The organism is Algoriphagus confluentis (assembly GCF_036245625.1).
Lineage (GTDB): Bacteria > Bacteroidota > Bacteroidia > Cytophagales > Cyclobacteriaceae > Algoriphagus > Algoriphagus confluentis.
In genome coordinates this window covers 46,551-65,410 of sequence record NZ_BTPD01000013.1, presented here as the reverse complement: position 1 = coordinate 65,410, position 18,860 = coordinate 46,551, and the positions used below count along the sequence as shown (strand labels likewise).

Here is an 18,860-nt window from a genome sequence, read left to right as displayed (position 1 = left end):
AAGATGGGAGACAGGAGTTTGAATTGGGGAAACCAGGGCTGTAGATGTCGTAAATCGTACCTCGTAAATCGTAAATAAAGGAGGGTTTATTTTCTCTTCAATTGTTCCAAAAGGTAATCTGCAGTGGCCTCAATTAAGCCTCCGTGTCCTACAGGCAAGACGATTGTCCTGATTTGAGGGATTTTGGAGCTGAATTTTTTCAGGTTTTTCACAGGGATCATCTGGTCAAATTCGCCAAGAAAAAGCCAAACCGGAGTATTGAGTTTTCTGGCTTTTTGGGTAATTATCCCAAGTCTGGGTTGGAGTCCTCCCATGATTTTCCAGGTAAAATACATTTGTGCACGCTGGGACCGAGTACCCATTTGGGTTTGAAAAAACTTTCTCAGGCTGGATTGAATCAATCCCACGGACCCAAGACTTTCCATGACTTTATACAAGCCCTTGGGCTTAAAGACCACTTGTTTCATCACAGGATGAAAGGACCCAGGATAATTGCTCATGCTGTACCAAAGCCCAGTTTTAATTCCGTCAGGTGAGAGCAGAATTAGGCTGAGCACCTTTTCCGCCATCAATTCGTAAATCAATAGGGAGATTTTTCCTCCCATACTGTAACCTATCAGATGAAATTCCGTGAAGTTCAACTGGTCTCGTAAACCGTCAATCAATTCCAACCAAATTTTCCTGTTCATCGGCTTGTTTGCATCTTTCCAGGTACTTTTCCCATGGTAAAATGCGTCCACGAAGACAAAACGTTGATTTTCCTTTCGGAATATCTCCATGGGAAGCATATCTCCGTGAGTCTGCCCAAATCCATGAAAAATAAGGAATACTTCCCCTTGCTCCCCGAATACCTGATAAGCTAATCGTCCATGGATGGTTTGGAGATGATGCATCTTCCTGAAATTTTATTTTAAAGATAGGTAATTGGCCGATTATCAATGGCATAAAATTTTTTAATTCGGAATTTAATTCTGAATTGATATTAATTTAAACCATTTAGTCGATTATGATTTTGTTAAATTTCTGATTATGGGAAGAATATTTTCCAAAAAAACTATGGAAACCTTGAACCAATTGAAAGTTTCCGTAGTTTTGCGTGCTAATTCTAGAGGATTTGGAAACAAGAAAGAAAATATTGGAGATAGCCCGGGATCAGTTTTCCCGGTACGGGGTGAGGACAGTGACCATGGAGGAATTGGCCAGAATGGCCGGAATTTCCAAAAAGACGATTTATCAGGAATTTTTGGATAAAAAGGATCTGGTAAGGGAAGTTTTCAGGAATATTCTGGAGGAGGATAGACAAAAAATGATTTATATCCACGAGCAGGAAGACGGAGTGATTGATCATTTGGTCAAAATGTCTCACATCATGCGGGAGCGACTTTCTACCATGAATCCTATGGTAATTGTGGAAATTCAAAAGTATTTCCCGGAAGCATGGAGAATGTTTGAAGATTTTAAACTACAGACCATCAAGGTTGATTTGATCAATGTGATGGAAAAGGGAAAAATGTTAGGCTATTTCCGGGAGGAGATAGATACTTCGATATTGGCAAAAGTCCGCTTGGATCAGATCGCTTCTTCGTTTGATCCGGCTAATTTTACCAACCCTGAATACAATTTTGTGGAGGAGCAACTGGTGCTGATGGATCATTTTCTTCATGGGATTTTTACTGAAAAAGGCCGGATGGCTTATCAATCCCAAAAAGCAATTGAAAAATGAAAACAAACCTACCTATGAAAAAGTACCTTTTGGTGATCCTGACCTTTTTTCTGAGTCAAGCAGGCTTGAAAGCGCAGGAAATGGCCGAATTGACCCTAAATGATGCCATCCTGTATGCCATCGAAAACAACGTAAATGCCAAAAATGCACGTTTGGAATTGCTGATTTCCAAGGCTACGGTGAAAGAAACCACGGCCCAGGGGCTTCCCCAGGTCAACGGAGCTTTCAATCTGGATTTCAATCCGAGGATTCCGGTGGCTTTCTTTCCCAATGAGCCTCCGTTTGGAGATCCCACTAACCCAAGTGATGTGATTCCTGTTCGATTTGGAGTGAGCTATACTTCCGGGTTGGCGGTCAATTTCTCCCAGATGATCTTTGACGGATCCTTCTTTGTAGGGCTTCGGGCCGCACAGACTTTGAAGCAGCTGACGGAATACGACCTGAATAAAACAGAAAATGACGTCATCGAAAATGTGAAGAAGGCCTACTTCGGCGTTTTGGTCAATGAAGTGAGAATCAGCCTCGCGGAAGCCAACTTGTCCAGAATCGACTCCCTGCTGAAAGAAACCCAAGCCCTGAACGAGGCAGGATTTGCAGAAAAGATCGATGTGTCCCGGATTCAGGTCCAAAGAAACAACACCTTTACCCAACTCGAGCGGGCCAAGACTTCCTGGCAGGTAAGCAAGGAATTGCTCAAGCTGCAAATGGGACTGCCCGTAGAAATGGAGATTTTTGTGTCCGAGAATCTCAGGGAGCTCAATCCCCAAGAAGAACTAGTCAGGTTGCTTGCAGAAGAAGGTCAAAACCGCATCGAACTGGATCAATTGAATACCCAACTGGAGCTGACTCAATTGGACCTGAAAAACAATACCGTCCAATACATGCCCACTATTGATTTTGTCGGGAATATCAGAAGAAACGGTGCCGGCAACGAGTTTGGGACCGTTTTTGACGGCAACAACTGGTTTGGAAGCTCTCTACTCGGGGTCAGTATGAACATCCCCATTTTTGACGGTCTGTCCAAATCTGCCCGGATTCAGAAAAACAGAGTGCAGATCAATCAACTGGAGAATCAGCGCTTCTTTCTCAAGGAGAGCTTCAAAAATGAGATTTTCACTGCCAGAGCCAATCTGAAAAATGACCTCAACATCCTTGAGGTGCAGACTGAAAATCTAAAACTTGCCCAAGAAGTCTATGATATTGCCCGAATCAAATACCAGGAAGGGGTCGGGTCCAACCTGGAGGTAGTTCAGGCTGATTCTGACCTGATCGAGGCGGAGTTCAATTATCTGAGTGCCCTCTACGATGGACTGATTTCCAAAGTCAACCTGGAAAAAGCCCTTGGCCTATTAAAGGCTGATTTGACAAACTAAACCAACATTTCCTTTTCAAAAAACCACATCAAATCTTATGAAATACTTTCCGCAACTTTTAAGCTTGGCAGCAGCAGTAGTGCTGACGGTTTCCTGTGCTCAGGACGACTTGACTGCCAAAAAAGAAAAGCTGGAGTCTTTGAAAGGAGACTTGGCTAAGATCAATACCGAAATCAAAACTTTGGAGGCTGAAATTTCTGATTTGGATCCGGAGTTTGCTGCGCAAAACAAAAAGTCTATCCTCATCACTACAGCAGCGGCTCGAAAGGGTGAGTTTACTCATTTTGTGGAGGTGACCGGTTCGGTACTTTCCAAAAAGAACGTGAGTATCAGCGCCGAGACAGCAGGTCGGGTGATAGAGGTCCCTGCAATCGAAGGGATGCGCGTAAATCGGGGACAGATTCTGGCGATGATCGATGCTGAAGCTATCGAGAGAAATATTGCTGAAATGGAAAACTCCCTCGAATTGGCCAAAACCATCTTTGAAAAGCAGGCTAGGTTGTGGGAACAAAAGATCGGTACCGAAATCCAATACCTGGAAGCAAAAAACAGAAAAGAGGGATTGGAAAAAAGCTTGGCTTCTCTCAAAACTCAATTGGATAAAGCCTACGTCCGGGCTCCATTCAGCGGAACAGTCGAGTCTGTTCAGGTGAGGTTGGGCGAATTGGTCCAGCCAGGGGTGCCTATGTTCCAGTTTGTGGGAGACAGCGACCTCTTTATCGAATCGGACGTCTCCGAATCGTACGTGGGAGTATTGGCCAAAGGAGACTCCGTTGAGGTCTTTTTTCCTTCTTTAAAGAAGAATTTGATTTCCAAGGTTTCTGCTGTGGGTGCAATTATCAACCCAAACAACCGGACTTTCAAGGTGGAAGTAGCCCTTCCAAACATCGCTGACCTCAAGCCGAATATGATCGCGGTTTTGAAAATTCAGGATTACAAAAATAAAGATTCAGTCGTTGTACCTTCTCATTTGATCCTATCCGATAATCGAGGGGATTATGTATTTATCGTAGAAAATGGAACTGCCAAGAAGAAATATGTAAAAAGAGGGTTCAGCTTTGGAGCCGAAACGGAGATTGTAGACGGTCTCGCCGGCACTGAGACTTTGGTAGACAAAGGCTTCCGAGAGGTAGGAGATAACTTCAGTGTCAATATTGCCCAACTCTAAGCCATGACTGATTCTAAAAAACCAAGCACCATCAGAGAATTTGGATTGTCCAGCTTCAGTGTGGACAATGCGACTTCCGTGGTGATTTTGACCCTGATCATCACTGTTTTGGGTTTGGGTGCCTACAGGACCATGCCCAAGGAAAGCTTTCCCGAAATCGTAATTCCTACGGTCTATGTCGGTACGCCTTATCCGGGCAACTCGCCCGTGGATATGGAAAACCTGATCACCCGTCCCATCGAAAAAGAGCTGAAATCTCTCAACAACGTGAAGGACATTCGCTCCACCTCGGTACAGGATTTTTCTTCCATCGTGATTGAGTTTAATCCCGGGGTGGAAATCTCCAAGGCGATTCAGGATGTGAAAGACGCGGTGGATAAATCCAAAAGTGAGCTGCCTACCGACTTGGACCAAGATCCAAATGTTTTGGAAATCAACACCTCGGATTTCCCGATTATGAATGTAAATATCTCGGGACCTTACTCCGAGCAGGAGCTCAAGAAGTTCGGGGAGTATCTGGAGGATGCGATTGAGAAGCTTCCTGAGATCTCCAAAGCAGACCTTGCAGGTACTGTGGAGCGGGAAATCCAGGTCAATGTGGATCCTTACAAAATGGAAGCAGTCGGGGTGAGCTTTGGGGATATTTCCGGAGCCATACAGGCAGAGAACATCACCATTTCCGGAGGTAATATTCGAAATGGGGACTTCGAACGGACCGTAAGGGTGGATGGAGAATTCTCTGACCCTATGGACTTGCTGGATATCATTGTCAAAACAGACCAGCAAAAAATCGTCTATCTCCGGGATGTAGCCGAAGTAAAGGACACCTTTAAGGATAGGACCACCTATGCCCGAAGCAAAAATCTTCCCGTAGTCACCATCAATGTGACTAAGCGAAGCGGAGAAAATCTCCTTGATGCGGCAGACAAGATCAAAGAAATCATCAAAACCACCCAGAAAAACAGATTCCCAGGTGACTTGGAAATCACCGTCACCAACGATCAGAGTAAGCAGACCCGGACTCAGGTCAGTGATCTGGAAAACTCCATCATTTTCGGAATTATCCTGGTCGTCCTTGTTCTGATGTTTTTCATGGGCTTCCGAAACTCTCTCTTTGTGGGTTCGGCGATTCCTTTGTCCATGTTTATTTCCTTCTTGATTCTGAATGCTTTTGGAATCACCCTCAACCTGATGGTGCTGTTTTCCCTGATTCTGGCCTTGGGTATGCTTGTGGACAACGGCATTGTAGTCGTAGAGAATATCTACCGACTGATGCAGGAAGGCAAGCCGATCATGCGTGCAGCTAAAGAAGGGGTTGGAGAAGTGGCATGGCCAATTATCACCTCTACAGCCACCACGCTTGCTGCTTTTCTTCCCTTGGCTTTTTGGGAGGACATCGTAGGTGAATTCATGAAATTTCTTCCGATCACCCTGATCATTGTCTTGTCCTCCTCCTTGTTTGTTGCTCTGGTGATCAACCCGGTGATGACCTCACTCTTTATGAAGGTAGAGGATGTGACCAAGGATAAACCAAAGAAAAAGTTTGTGGTCGTGGCTTTGATCTTTGTGGTCGTGGCAGCTATTTTCTACCTCTTGGGAGTCACAGCTTTGGGTTCTTTGGCGATGGTCGCCGCCTTGCTTACCTTATTTAATGTGTATGTGCTTCGTGGTGCGATCCGATGGTTTCAGACCGTCTTTTTGGTCAAACTGGAAAATACCTATGAATCCACCCTTTCCTATGTTTTGCATGGGAAAAAGCCTTATTTGGTGTTTTCAGGCACCTTTGGTTTGTTGATTCTTTCCTTGGTTCTTTTGGGAATTAGATCACCCAAGATCCTCTTTTTTCCTGACAACCAGCCTCAACTGGTCAATGTATTCGTGGAGTTTCCCATAGGAACGGATATCGAATCGACCAATGACTTTGTGGATAAAATGGAAGATGAAATGATGGTGGCTTTGGAGCCATACAATGACATTATTGAATCGGTCATTTCTCAAATTGGAGAAGGAACAGGCGATCCTTCAGAAGGACCAAGTCAGCAAGCAACTCCGCATAAAGCCAAGATTACGATTGGGTTTGTGGATTACATTGACCGTCAGGGAATTGATACCAACGGTGCCATGGAGGTGATCCGGGAATTGGTGGAGAAGTACCCTGGAGTATTGATCACGGTGGACAAGCAAAGAAACGGTCCTCCGGTAGGAAAAGCAGTGAATATCGAATTTGTAGGGGAAAACTACGAGGAGTTGATCGCGTATGTAGAAAAAACCAAAGAGTACCTCGAATCCAATACTATTCCCGGTTTGGAAGAATTGAAAACGGACCTTTCTACAGGTAGCCCAGAATTGATCGTGCAGGTAGATCGTGAAAAGGCCAGAAGATTTGGTTTGTCTACTTCGACTATTGCTACTGAGCTTCGTACCTCCCTCTTTGGATTGGAGGTCTCCAAATTCAAAGAAGGAGAGGATGACTATCCGATTCAGCTACGCCTAGACGAAGAATACCGCTACGACATCAATACGTTGGTCAATAAGAAAATTGGATTCCGGGACAAGTTTGGGGATAAGCGGGAAGTGCCAATCTCTGCCGTGGCCGATTTCAAATACAGTTCAACGTATGGTTCTGTAAAAAGAAAAGACCTGGAGAAGGCGATTACCATGTTCTCCAACGTGCTGGATGGATATAATCCCACGGAAATCAATTCTCAGATTAAAGTTTTGATGGAGAATTTTGAAGTGCCTGATGGAATCACAGTGAAATTCACAGGGGAACAGGAAGAACAGGCCAAATCCCAGGCGTTTCTACTGAGAGCCTTGGCTATTGCTGTCTCTTTGATTTTCCTCATCATCGTAGCTCAGTTCAATTCGGTCATCAGTCCATTCATTATCATGACCTCGGTATTGTTCAGTACGATTGGGGTTTTCCTCGGCTTGGTTATTTTCAATATGGACTTTGTGGTGATCATGACCGGAATCGGGATTATTTCCCTCGCCGGGGTAGTGGTAAATAATGCCATCGTATTGATCGACTACACCAATCTGGTCCGAAGCCGGAAAAGGGAAGAAAAAGGAATTCAACCCGGGGAATTCCTGGACTACGAGGACCTCTTGGGAAGCATCATCGAGTCGGGAAAAACCCGTCTCCGTCCTGTATTGCTGACTGCTATTACCACTGTATTGGGTTTGATTCCCTTGGCTATCGGGATGAACATCAATTTCAGTACCCTTTTAAGTGATTTTGACCCCCAATTCTACGTGGGAGGTGACAACGCAGCCTTCTGGGGACCCATGGCTTGGACAGTAATATTTGGGTTAACCTTTGCTACCCTCATTACGTTAGTGATCGTACCAGTCATGTATTTGCTGGCAGACAAACTCGCAATGAGGCTGCGCAAAATCAAATCATGATTGATTAAGGTTGGTGGTTTTTTTTGATAAAACCTCCGGAATGATGTTCCGGGGGTTTTTGCTTTTTAAAGCTTTCGTTAGGTATGGATTTTGTATTTTTAAGTTCCCAAATAGAACATTGAGCGATGCAAGAAATGAAATGGTACGTGATGTATACTGCATCACGGTCAGAAAAGAAAGTGGCAGATCGGTTAAGAGAGCGTGGCTGGGAAGTGTATCTGCCTATTGTAGAGGAGCTTCGCCAATGGTCTGACCGGAAAAAGAAGGTACAGCGGGCACTTTTTAACGGGTATGTCTTCGTAAAAACCTCAAGAAACCAGCTTTGGGAATGCCTTCAGGTCCCAGGAGCGGTAAAGTTTGTTCACTTTTCGGGTCAGCATGCCACTGTCAGGGAGGAGGAAATCGAACTGATCCAGCGTGTAGTCACCACCGGAGTAGCCGTAGAAACGGACGGTTCGGAGATCGAGCCGGGAGAGAAAGTCAAAGTCATGGGCGGCCCGCTTCAGGATATGGTAGGGGAGTGCATAGAGAAAGGCAACAAGGACTATTTTATGATCCGAATCCCGGGAATTTATCAAAATATGCTGATCAGCATTCCCCGCAAATTTCTCCAAGTCATCGAATCACAGAAAGTTTAATGGATTGATTAATCCTGACTTCTGGGGACGAAGTATCTTCTGAATACAATTTGTGCCTGGAACAGGTGGTCTCCGAAGCGATTGAACCCCACATTTCCATCCAGATTGTCCGAAAAAGTCCAAAGCATGGTGCCTTCGCCGGCAATATCAGAGTAGGGACCGATTCGGTAGCTCAAGCCTGCCCGTACAGGGACATAGCCTGTAGTGATATTGCTGGAAATAGGAGTTTCTTCTGGGCTGAATGACTTGGTTTGCTTGGTATTAACTTGCATGATTCCCAATCCCACTCCTCCGTAAAGGTTGAATTTGGTTCGGTGCATGTGATTGGAAAAGGGGATCAGATAAAAGCTGGGCATTATGTCAAAAAAGTAGGCTGGCCCTTTGGCGGTGTAGGAAGCATTGGAAAAAAACCAAGCGTCGGTTGCCGCCGTGCTGGGATTTCCGCCACTGCTGATCCATTGGATGCCTGCAGTAGTTCTCAACTCTATGTTTTGCGCCATTTTTTTGGTCAAAGCCACTGATATAGCAGGTTTGATGGCAAAATTGAAACTTCGGTATTGTCCTCCATTGTCCAGATAGGCAAAAGATGGACCTATCCCTAATGTCAAAATGTTGTCTCTGGATATCCTTTCCTTGTAAAAGCTTTGTGCAGATACCCAGCTCGAAGTACCGAGCATAAAAATGAAAATGATCAAACGGGGAATAGAGAACATAAAGTAATAGACTGCAAATGCGGTGGTTTTGATTTTGGCTCAGTTTCAACAAATGTGCCAAAGCGGGTTTTTTCAGCTGGATGAAAAACTATTCTCCATCAAAGGCTTTTTGAATTTCAACTTCTGTGGTGCGTAGTTTTTCCCTGCAAAACTTCACCAAGGCTGCCGCTTCTTTGACTAAGTCTGACAATTCATCGACGGTTTTATTGCCTTCCTCCAGTTGGGAAAGGATCAACTCCAGTCGCTGCATGGCTTGGGTATAGCTGGTTTCACTCATTTTTATCTACTATTTCGGTGATGTTACTTTTTATCTTTTGCTGAAAGGAGTAAGTAATCAATTCCGCTCCGATATCAGGGGGCTGGAGATGGACCGGCTTTCCATTTGACTCTGAACGGGTGTAGCCTCGTTTTAGTATGGCTTGAGGGTCGAGTTGACGAAGCTGAAGTTCAATTTTAGTCAAGTTTTCGTTTTGGGACTGCAGAAAGGAACCGGTGGCCTTTTTCAGGCTTTTTTCCAGATTTTCCAAAGCGATTGATTGAATTTTGCTCAGGTTTTTTCCTGCTTGGATAATCCGGTTATTTACCGTATTGACCTTTTGAGACTCCAAGTTCAGTCGATTTCCCGCCAATGACTTGGTTCGTAGACTATACTGATGGATTTTATTTTCCTCTTCTCTCAAGGTATTCCGGGTAGCCCGATCCAGTCGCTGAAGCATCAATCCCAGATTTTCCTCAAATTCCCTGAAGCCGGCAAGCAGAAACTCGGCCACTGCTGTGGGCGTCTTCAGGCGGGTATGGGCGACCAAGTCGGCGACTGTCTCATCCCGTTCATGCCCGATGCCGGTAAAAACAGGCAAAGGAAAATTGGCGATTTCCACTGCCAATCGATACTCATCGAAGCAATCCAAGTCCAGCTGGGATCCTCCTCCCCGAATGATTATCACTGCATCCGGATTCAGGCTGTCTGATTCGTCTTTGATTCGCTTTAAGGCTTGAATCAAGCCATTTACTGCTTCATTGCCCTGCATTTGAGAGGGGAAAAGACGATGGTAAATGTGATATCCGTAAGTGTTGTTCTGGATCTGATTGATAAAATCTCCGTATCCAGCCGCGCTTGGACTGGAAATGATTGCAATTTTTTGCACAACTGCCGGCAATTCAAATCTCCCATTGAGTCTGAGTAAGCCTTCCCGGGTCAGCCGGTCGATAGTTTCCTGTCTCAGTCTTGCTCTTTCTCCTAAAGAAAAAGAAGGATCGATGTCTTTCACATTGATGCTCAGTCCGTATACCTGATGGTAGGTCACCGTCACCTGAGCGAGGACTTTCATTCCGTTTTTCAGAGAAGTGCCCGTGACCGATTCAAATTTAGCCGCGACAGACCGATAGGTAAACTGCCAGAGATTGGCCCGGATTTTTGCCAGGATCTGATTGCCCTGTTTTTCAACCAATTCAAAATAAACGTGCCCTTGAGGTGCCTGCCTGAAGTCTGCCAGCTCTCCAACGACCCAATACAGGGGCTCCAAAGAAGATTCCAGGATATACCGGATCTGCTCAGTCAGTTGAGAAACAGAGAGATGGCTCATTTCAACTTATTTTGGAAATGCTTTTTTGATCCGATTGCTAAGTTCTAGACTCGCTCTCAGCATAGGCAATCTCACCTGATCGCTCTGGATGATGCCCTGATGCAAGAGTAGATTTTTGATCCCGACGGGATTGCCTTCCTGATACATCAGGCCGTTTATTTTCAAGAGAGAGAAGGCGGCTTTTAGTGCCTCTTCTTCATTTCCATGCGTCAGTAGCTTGAAGGTCTGAGGCAAAGCATTGGCCAAAACAGAAATCACCCCGCTTCCTCCTATACTTTGAATTGCCTTGGTGAGCAGGTCATCTCCGGAAAGAAGAAGAAAGTCCTTAGGCATTTGAGAAGCGATTTGCATGCATTGCTCGAGATTACCGCTTGCCTCCTTCATCCCAATGATGTTGGGATGGTGGGAAAGGGCCAAGGTGGTCTCTGCGCTCATGTTGGACATGGTTCTGCCCGGAATATTATACAGCATGACCGGGACAGGAGAAGCATTGGCAATGGCCGTGTAGTGGGCAATGATCCCTTCTTGAGTAGGTTTGTTGTAGTAGGGATTGACGGAAAGTAAGCCGGCTACCCCATAAAAATCCGTGTTGTCGATTTCGTTGACCACAGCATGGGTATTATTTCCTCCTATACCCAGCATTACGGGCACTCTTCCTTGATTGTAGCTGAGAGAGGCCTTCAGGACTTCCTTTTTTTCGGAGGAGGTTAAAGTAGCAGCCTCACCTGTAGTACCCAACACAACCAAGTAGTCCACTCCACCTTCTACCACATGGTCTATCAGCTTTTTAAGGCTATCGAAGTCAATCGAATAATCGTCTAAGAATGGAGTGACCAAGGCCACTCCGGTACCTTTAAATGCGTTCATGGGTAATTTTTGATTTGGAGGACAAAGATAAGGGTAAGGATTGTCTTTGACAGTCCACGAGTGTAAAAAGTCCCTTCTCTGTAGACAGAACTTGCTGACAAAATCACCGATTTGGTCCGGAATCGGTGCTTAGATACGGGTGACCATGACTTTATCTATGCGTTGGCCATCTTTGTCCACTACCTCCAATTTCAAATTTTGAAACAAAACAAAGTCTCCGACATCCGGGATGGATTGGCTTCTGTGGAGGATCAGACCAGCAACAGTAGTGAAATTCTGAACCTTTATAGGGTATTCCAGGCCGAAATACTTTAAGAAATCAATCATGGAATACTGCCCGTCAACAAGCCAGCTGTTTTCATCCCGAGGTACGATCTGATATTCGAATTGATCCTGTTCGGTCGAATCTCCTACCAGCGCATCGACCACGTCGTCCATCGTGATGATGCCTACCGTGGTGCCATACTCATCTATCACAATACCATAATGAAGCCCTTTTGCTTTGAAATGCTCCATAGCTTGATAAGCAAACATGCTTTCATTGAGAAAAAGTGGTTTTTTTGCTACTCTTCTCAAGTCGAAGGCTTCATCTTCCAAAATATCAAAGAGGTCTTTTACAAGAACAAGACCTACAATATCATCCAAGTTGCCATCGACGCAAAGAGGATAGGCAGAGTGCTTTTCCTTCCTGATTTTTGCACGGATACTAGATTCGGAGTCATTCAGATTGAAATACACTATTTCACTTCTGTGTGTAAAAAGGGTATTGACTCTTCGATCTCCCAGCTCAAACACCCGCTCCACAATATCCTGTTCGATATCCATGATTTCCCCTCCCTCGGCACTTTCTTTAATAAGGGCTTTGAGCTCCTCTTCTGAAATTTTGCTGTCTGTTTTATTCTTGATGCCGAGAATTTGGAGTAAAAGGTCATTTGAAAAAGTCAACAGCCAAACAAAAGGACTGGTGAACTTTGACAGAATGTTCATCGGCTTTGCCAGAAACATGGCAATGGGCTCTGGAAATGTCATCCCTATCCGCTTGGGAAGTAGCTCTCCCAAGACTATAGAAAGATAGGTGATCAAAATAACCACTAGAGCTACCGCAAGCGTATTGGCATAGGGCTGTAAAAAAGGAACTGAAGAAATCAGATTAACTGCATCATCGGTCAGATTTTCGCCGCTGAAAACCCCCAACAATACACCGATCAAAGTGATGCCGATCTGAACCGTGGAAAGAAACCGGTTGGGGTTTTCCAAAAGTTCCAAGGCAGCTTTTGCCCCGGTCTTTCCTTGTTTTTTTAGGCTTTCAAGTTTGAATTTTCTGGAAGAAACCAGGGATAACTCTGACATCGCAAAAACCCCATTAAGCAATACGAGAAGAAGAATAACCAGAATTTCCAAAATGAAAGGGGTTTAATTTTGTCCCAAAAATAGACGATTCCTTGGTCAATATTTGGAATAAAAAAAGAAGAGTTTTCTGACCTGTGAATTTATTTCCAACTGGAGACTTTCACCTCCTTTTGATTGCCCATGGATACCTCCTCCCTTGCTTGCTTTTTTATGAAGAATAGGTGCAGCAGCCTGTTTTTTTTCCGGACTTTTCCTGATGTTTTGGGGTCAGGCAATCCTCGTTACCCTTCCAGGCAATGTGAAGGAGCCGGCTCCAGAGGATCAATAGGAAACTTTTTCTTTTTGGTGCTCTGTGTTTTTTGGTTGCTAGCTTTCCACCATCCTCATAAACTCCTCCTCCGAAATCAAAGGGATTCCCAGTTTTTGGGCTTTTTCTTTTTTGCTGGGGCCCATTTCTTCCCCCTCGATGATGAAATCGAGGTTTTTGGAGACTGAGGAGAGGTATTGCCCTCCATGGGCCTGCACAAAGTCCACGATCTCGTCCCGCTTGAAGTTTTGAAGCTTGCCCGAAGCCAAAATCCGCTTCCCTGCCAGGGCATTTCCAAGTACTTTCTCCTCCCGCTGTTCGATCTCGAAATTCAGTCCATTGGCTTTCAGTCTGGAGATATGGTCCAAGTTTTCCTGCTGCGCAAAAAACTCCCGGATACTGTGCACCAGAGTTTCCCCTACACCATTGATCTCCAGTAGCTGCTCGTCACTTGCATCCTGCAATTTTTCAATACTTCCAAAATGCCTAGCTAAAAGCACGGCCGTATTTTCCCCGATATTGCGGATACCTAAGGCAAAAAGCACTTTTTCAAAAGGCTGTTCCCTGGACTTGAAAATTCCTTCCATCATATTGGAAATGACGCCTTCCTGAAAGGTGTTGGCTTTGAGTTTTTTGATCCGCTCCAGAATTTCTGAAGGCAAATCCAAGTCTAGTTCCAGCAGAATCATATGCACGGTACCGTGCTTTTTGCTGGCCTCCAAAATCTGCTCGAAGGAAACTCTTCTGCCAAGAAAAATCTCCAAAACCACCGCCACCGGCACGTAGTCTTCTACTTTCATCAGTTCGGCATGCTGATCCAGATTCTGCAAGAGGTAGTCGATCATCCCCACGTTGGAGGGGACTTTTTTCTTCCAAGCCCTAATCTGACCTTGGAATGCTCTAAGTTGCTCCCTAAGGGTCAAGTGGGCTGTTTCAGCCAGAAAATCCTGAATCTGCTTGAAAGAAATGCCTTCTGTCAGGGAAAAGAGGGCCTTTTCCAAAGAAATATAAAGCAGTCCGGTGGCCTCCCGTTCGTACTGGTCCTGGCTCATTTCCAATCCGAGCAGCTCATTTTGCTTTTGGTCCAAATCGTAGATATCCGCATAGCTTCGGATAAAACCCTGATCAATCAGGGCGCGGATTCGCTCGGTCCCCATGGAGTCGATATCCATGGCCCTTTTGCTGACAAAGTGCTCGATTTTGCCGAGTACCTGGGGAGGGCAAGTCTGGGAATTGGGGCAATAATGCTTGGCTTCTCCTTCTTTTCTGATCAATTCAGTGCCACATTCAGGACAATGCTCGATGTAGTGGATAGGAGGTGCTCCGGGCTTTCTTCTTGAGGTATTTACACCTGTGATTTTTGGGATGATTTCTCCTCCCTTTTCTACAAAAACAAAGTCCCGTTCGTGAATATCCAGTCGGAGAATTTCGTTGGCATTGTGAAGGGAAGCCCGCTTGACTGTGGTGCCGGCTAGCTGCACCGGTGCCAGATTGGCTACGGGAGTGATTGCGCCGGTCCGACCTACTTGATAGGTGATGGAGAGTAATTCTGTCTCCGCACTTTCGGCTTTGTATTTATAGGCAATTGCCCATCTTGGATTTTTGGCAGTGAATCCCAATTCCTCCCGTTGCTCGTAGTCGTTGATTTTCAGCACCACCCCATCGGTATCGAGGGGAAGGGAAAACCTGCGGTCACGCCACTCTTCGATATAGTCCAGGACTTGTTCGATATCTTTTGCCTTTTTGTAGGTGGGGGAGACATTGAATCCCCAACTTTCGATTAAATGGATCGCTTCGTCATGTCCCGAAACTCCGATATTTTCTCCCAAAAGCTGATAGAAATAGCAATTCAACCTGCGCTTGGCTACCACTCCGCTATCCTGCATTTTGAGTGTTCCCGAAGCTGCATTTCGGGGATTGGCCAGCAAGGCTTCTCCTTTGGCTTCCCGCTCGGCATTGATTTTTTCAAATTCCTTGAGAGGTAAAAAAATCTCTCCCCGTACTTCGAATTTGGCAGGGACATTTGCCGCTTTGATCGAGAGAGGGATGTTTCGGATGGTTCTCACATTGGCGGTCACATCATCACCTTTGGTGCCATCTCCACGGGTCACTGCTCTGACAAGGGTTCCGTTTTCATAGACCAAGGAAATGGCCACTCCATCAAACTTCATTTCGCAGAAATATTCGTAATTCCTGTGTCCCAAGCCTTTTGCCACCCGTTCGTCAAAGGCTTGAAGTTCTTCAATCGAGTAGCTGTTTCCCAGAGAAAGCATTTTGTATTCATGCTCCACGGTCTGGAATTCCTTGGTAATCGTACCTCCAACCCGCTGACTGGGACTATCCGACTTCAATAGATCCGGAAATTGGGTTTCCAGACGGACGAGTTCAGCCAGAAGTTGGTCGAATTCATAATCAGTGATTTCGATCCGGCTTTCCTGGTAGTACAGGTGATTGTGGTGGTTGATTTCTTGGGCGAGTTGGGCAATACGAAGTGCAGCTTCCGCGTGAGTCATAGGTAAAAACTTAATCAGAGTAAAAGTAAGAGGAATGGGGGAAGTAGGGAAGTTGGAAGGGGGGAAAGTTGTAAAGTTGGAAAGTGGAAAAGTTGTAAGGTTGCAAAGTATGGGGACCGGAGACGGAAGACAGAGGGATCAGGAGACCGAGGAGTAGAGAGGAGAGACTGGAGTTTAAAGTAGGGAAATAAAGGTTGAGGATCCTTTTGACGGCGTAAATCGTAATTCGTACTTCGTAAATAAAATTGTCGTAATTCGCACTCCGAGGCTAAGTGAAGTCAAAGGATTGAAATTCTTAAAATTTAGGAAATGAGTAAAAAAAGTTCGGTTGAGGGTAAAATTTTGGATGCGGCCTATCACCTTTTTTTGCAGAAAGGCTATCGGCATACCACCATGGATGATATAGCTGCAGAATTGGGCATGAGCAAAAAAACCCTCTACAAGTATTATGACGGTAAATTGGAGTTGCTATCCGCTTCTTTTGAAATCCTGAAAACCAAGCTAACAGCCAAAGTTGAGGCCATTCTTGACAATCGGTACATTTCCTTTCCTCTCAAACTAAAGTCCTCCCTTACCGTGGTCGCTACCCATTTGGCACCGATCAATCCGGAGTTGTTTGAAGACTTGAGAGAGTTTGCTCCGGAGATTTGGGAAGACTTGACTTCCTATATTAATGAGTCCGCTTACCTACGCTTTGCCAAGCTTATCGAACAGGGAATCGCCCAAGGTCTGGTCAACCCAAGGATCAATATCAGCTTGGTGGTTTTGCTCTATGCTGCGGCCGTACAGAGTCTTTTGGATCCCAAATTTTACTCCCAATTTCCGGATGACATGCAAAAAGGAATCAAAATTCCTCCTTCGGATATCTATGATCAGGCCATCAGCATCATCTACAACGGGATTTTGACGGAAGAAGCCCGAAGTGAATTTCAAAATGCCTAAAGGCTCCTTCACCTGATTTTCCTATCTTTGGCCTCGATTTTAGAAGGCTTAACATAGTCCACTCCGGTCTTCAGTCTTCTAGCTTCCATCTATTTCACCCATGAGCAATAAACAATTCAAACGATACACCATCACCTCGGCTTTGCCCTATGCCAATGGACCTTTGCATATTGGTCACTTGGCCGGTTGCTATGTGCCTTCGGATATCTATGTGCGCTATTTGCGTTCCCAAGGTCGGGATGTAGCCTACATCTGCGGTTCGGATGAGCACGGGGTGGCCATCACCATCAAGGCCCAAAAGGAAGGTAAAACTCCTCAGGAAGTGGTAGACCACTACCATGGGATGATGAAAAAGGCCTTCCAGGACTTCGGAATCAGCTTCGATCATTATTCCCGCACTTCTGCCCAAGTCCACCACGAGACCTCTCAGGAATTTTTCATGGATTTGTACCAAAAAGGGGAATTTCTCGAGCAGACCACCGAGCAATACTATGACGAGGAAGCCAAGCAGTTTTTGGCAGATCGATACATAGAGGGTACTTGTCCCAAGTGCGGTAATGAACACGCCTATGGAGATCAGTGTGAAAGGTGCGGAACTTCCCTTTCTCCCACCGAGCTGATTAATCCACGCTCCAAACTCAGCGGAAGAACTCCGGTCCTGAAAGAAACCAAACATTGGTTTTTGGACTTGGCGAGATATCAGAGTTTCCTGAAGAAATGGATTCTCGAAGAGCACGGAGAAGATTGGAAAAACAATGTCTTAGGCCAATGCAGATCCTGGCTGGAAGCAGGAGATGGCCTTCAGGCCCGCTCCATGACCCGTGATTTGGACTGGGGGATCAAAGTGCCTCTGCAGGATGCTGTAGGAAAAGTGCTTTATGTATGGTTTGATGCGCCGATCGGCTACATTTCTTCTACCAAAGAATGGGCAGCTGAGAAAGGAATCGATTGGGAACCCTACTGGAAAGATAAGGATACCAAGCTGGTGCACTTTATCGGTAAGGACAACATCGTCTTTCACTGTATTATTTTCCCGGCGATTTTGAAGACGCACGGAGGCTATGTGCTGCCGGATAATGTGCCGGCCAATGAGTTTTTGAATTTGGAGGGGGACAAAATCTCCACCTCCCGGAATTGGGCAATATGGCTGCATGAGTATCTGGAAGAGTTTCCGGGCAAGCAGGATGTCCTTCGGTACGTTTTGACCGCCAATGCCCCTGAGACCAAGGACAATGACTTCACTTGGAAGGATTTTCAGGGAAGAAACAATAGCGAGCTGGTTGCCATATATGGCAACTTTGTGAATCGGGCCGTGGTCCTGAACCAGAAATTTTTCCAGGGAATCGTACCTGTCCGGGGTGAACTGAGAGGAATCGATCAGGAAGTGCTGAAGGAATTGGCGGAGTTTCCTGCCAAAATCGAAGCATCCATCGAGCGATACCGGTTCCGGGAAGCCTTGAGTTTGGTGATGGATTTGGCTCGAATGGGGAACAAGTACCTTGCGGATACCGAGCCTTGGAAGGAAATCAAAACCGACGAACCCCGAACCCAAACTATCCTGAACATTGCGCTGAATATCGCCGCTAACTTGGCGATTGTGTCTGAGCCTTTTCTTCCGTTTACGGCCAAAAAGCTGTTTGACCTTTTTGGAATAGAAAAAGGAAATTGGGCTGAGGCCGGCAATGGAGAATTGATCCGAGCCAACCGTGCCTTGGGTCCCATGGGCCTTTTATTTGAAAAGATCGAAGACGAGACTGTAGAAAAACAAGTTCAAAAACTGCTAGACGCCAAAAAGATGAATGAAGCTGCCAATGCCCCAGTGACTCCAATGAAGGAGATAATTTCTTACGATGATTTTGCCAAGTTGGACATGAGAGTTGTCACCGTTTTGGAAGCCGAGCCCATGCCCAAATCCAAAAAACTCCTGAAACTAAAAGTAGATACCGGATTGGGTCATAGAACCGTTTTGAGCGGAGTAGCGGAGCATTTTGCACCGGAGTTTCTGGTAGGTAAACAGGTGACCATGTTGATCAACTTGGCTCCCAGAAAAATGATGGGCATCGACTCTGAGGGGATGATCCTGATGGCCGAGGATAAAGACGGAAAACTGAAGCTGCTGGTGCCACACGAGGAAACAGCGAGTGGATCGACGATTTCTTGAGAATCAAGATTTAAGTATCTAGTATCAAGTGACTAGAAGCGAGAGACAAGAGCCAAGAATCAAGAGGCTATTAAATGAGGAAAGCCATTGGAAACCTGCCAATGGCTTTCTTTT

At 45.5% G+C, this 18,860-nt stretch carries 14 protein-coding genes; 7 read left to right on the top strand and 7 right to left on the bottom strand.

The window, feature by feature from the left end:
• Positions 1-86: 86 nt before the first annotated feature.
• Positions 87-893 carry an alpha/beta fold hydrolase gene (locus tag AAA943_RS17825; RefSeq protein ID WP_338225645.1) on the bottom strand — a complete coding sequence of 269 codons (807 nt, stop codon included), beginning with the start codon at positions 891-893 and terminating at the stop codon, positions 87-89.
• Between the two features lie 221 nt (positions 894-1,114).
• On the opposite strand from AAA943_RS17825, the gene AAA943_RS17820 reads away from it, so the two are divergent.
• From AAA943_RS17820 to AAA943_RS17800, 5 genes are all read left to right on the top strand, one after another.
• Entirely contained in the window at positions 1,115-1,723 is a 609-nt protein-coding gene (locus AAA943_RS17820; protein ID WP_338225644.1) for a TetR/AcrR family transcriptional regulator, read from the top strand.
• 14 nt (positions 1,724-1,737) lie between these two features.
• The gene (locus AAA943_RS17815) at positions 1,738-3,096 is read left to right on the top strand and encodes a TolC family protein (protein WP_338225643.1); all 1,359 of its coding nucleotides are present in this window, start codon (positions 1,738-1,740) and stop codon (positions 3,094-3,096) included.
• 37 nt (positions 3,097-3,133) lie between these two features.
• Positions 3,134-4,264, top strand: coding sequence for an efflux RND transporter periplasmic adaptor subunit (locus AAA943_RS17810; RefSeq protein ID WP_338225642.1), 1,131 nt, complete (start codon positions 3,134-3,136; stop codon positions 4,262-4,264).
• 3 nt (positions 4,265-4,267) lie between these two features.
• Entirely contained in the window at positions 4,268-7,672 is a 3,405-nt protein-coding gene (locus tag AAA943_RS17805; protein WP_338225641.1) for an efflux RND transporter permease subunit, read from the top strand.
• Positions 7,673-7,797: 125 nt separating this feature from the next.
• Complete coding sequence (locus tag AAA943_RS17800) at positions 7,798-8,310, top strand: UpxY family transcription antiterminator (RefSeq protein WP_338225640.1); 513 nt, start codon at positions 7,798-7,800, stop codon at positions 8,308-8,310.
• A gap of 8 nt (positions 8,311-8,318) precedes the next feature.
• Here AAA943_RS17800 and AAA943_RS17795 read toward each other — a convergent pair whose 3' ends face one another.
• The 6 genes from AAA943_RS17795 to ligA form a co-directional block, all read right to left on the bottom strand.
• Positions 8,319-8,987: a hypothetical protein gene (locus tag AAA943_RS17795; protein ID WP_338225639.1), complete on the bottom strand. Its 669-nt coding sequence runs from the start codon at positions 8,985-8,987 to the stop codon at positions 8,319-8,321.
• Between the two features lie 124 nt (positions 8,988-9,111).
• On the bottom strand, positions 9,112-9,300 hold the full coding sequence (gene xseB, locus AAA943_RS17790) for an exodeoxyribonuclease VII small subunit (RefSeq protein ID WP_338225638.1): 189 nt from the start codon (positions 9,298-9,300) through the stop codon (positions 9,112-9,114).
• Positions 9,293-10,606, bottom strand: a complete 1,314-nt coding sequence (gene xseA, locus AAA943_RS17785; RefSeq protein ID WP_338225637.1) for an exodeoxyribonuclease VII large subunit — start codon at positions 10,604-10,606, stop codon at positions 9,293-9,295. Before xseA ends, xseB begins: the two co-directional genes overlap by 8 nt.
• A 6-nt stretch (positions 10,607-10,612) precedes the next feature.
• Positions 10,613-11,473: a 4-hydroxy-tetrahydrodipicolinate synthase gene (gene dapA / locus AAA943_RS17780; protein WP_338225636.1), complete on the bottom strand. Its 861-nt coding sequence runs from the start codon at positions 11,471-11,473 to the stop codon at positions 10,613-10,615.
• 129 nt (positions 11,474-11,602) lie between these two features.
• Positions 11,603-12,874: a hemolysin family protein gene (locus AAA943_RS17775; RefSeq protein WP_338225635.1), complete on the bottom strand. Its 1,272-nt coding sequence runs from the start codon at positions 12,872-12,874 to the stop codon at positions 11,603-11,605.
• Between the two features lie 315 nt (positions 12,875-13,189).
• Positions 13,190-15,643 carry an NAD-dependent DNA ligase LigA gene (gene ligA, locus AAA943_RS17770; protein ID WP_338225634.1) on the bottom strand — a complete coding sequence of 818 codons (2,454 nt, stop codon included), beginning with the start codon at positions 15,641-15,643 and terminating at the stop codon, positions 13,190-13,192.
• A gap of 309 nt (positions 15,644-15,952) precedes the next feature.
• Between ligA and AAA943_RS17765 the strand changes: the two genes are divergently transcribed.
• Together AAA943_RS17765 and metG are read left to right on the top strand one after the other, a co-directional pair.
• Complete coding sequence (locus AAA943_RS17765) at positions 15,953-16,585, top strand: TetR/AcrR family transcriptional regulator (RefSeq protein ID WP_338225633.1); 633 nt, start codon at positions 15,953-15,955, stop codon at positions 16,583-16,585.
• Positions 16,586-16,685: 100 nt separating this feature from the next.
• The gene (gene metG, locus AAA943_RS17760; protein WP_338225632.1) at positions 16,686-18,746 is read left to right on the top strand and encodes a methionine--tRNA ligase; all 2,061 of its coding nucleotides are present in this window, start codon (positions 16,686-16,688) and stop codon (positions 18,744-18,746) included.
• The last annotated feature ends 114 nt before the right edge of the window (positions 18,747-18,860 follow it).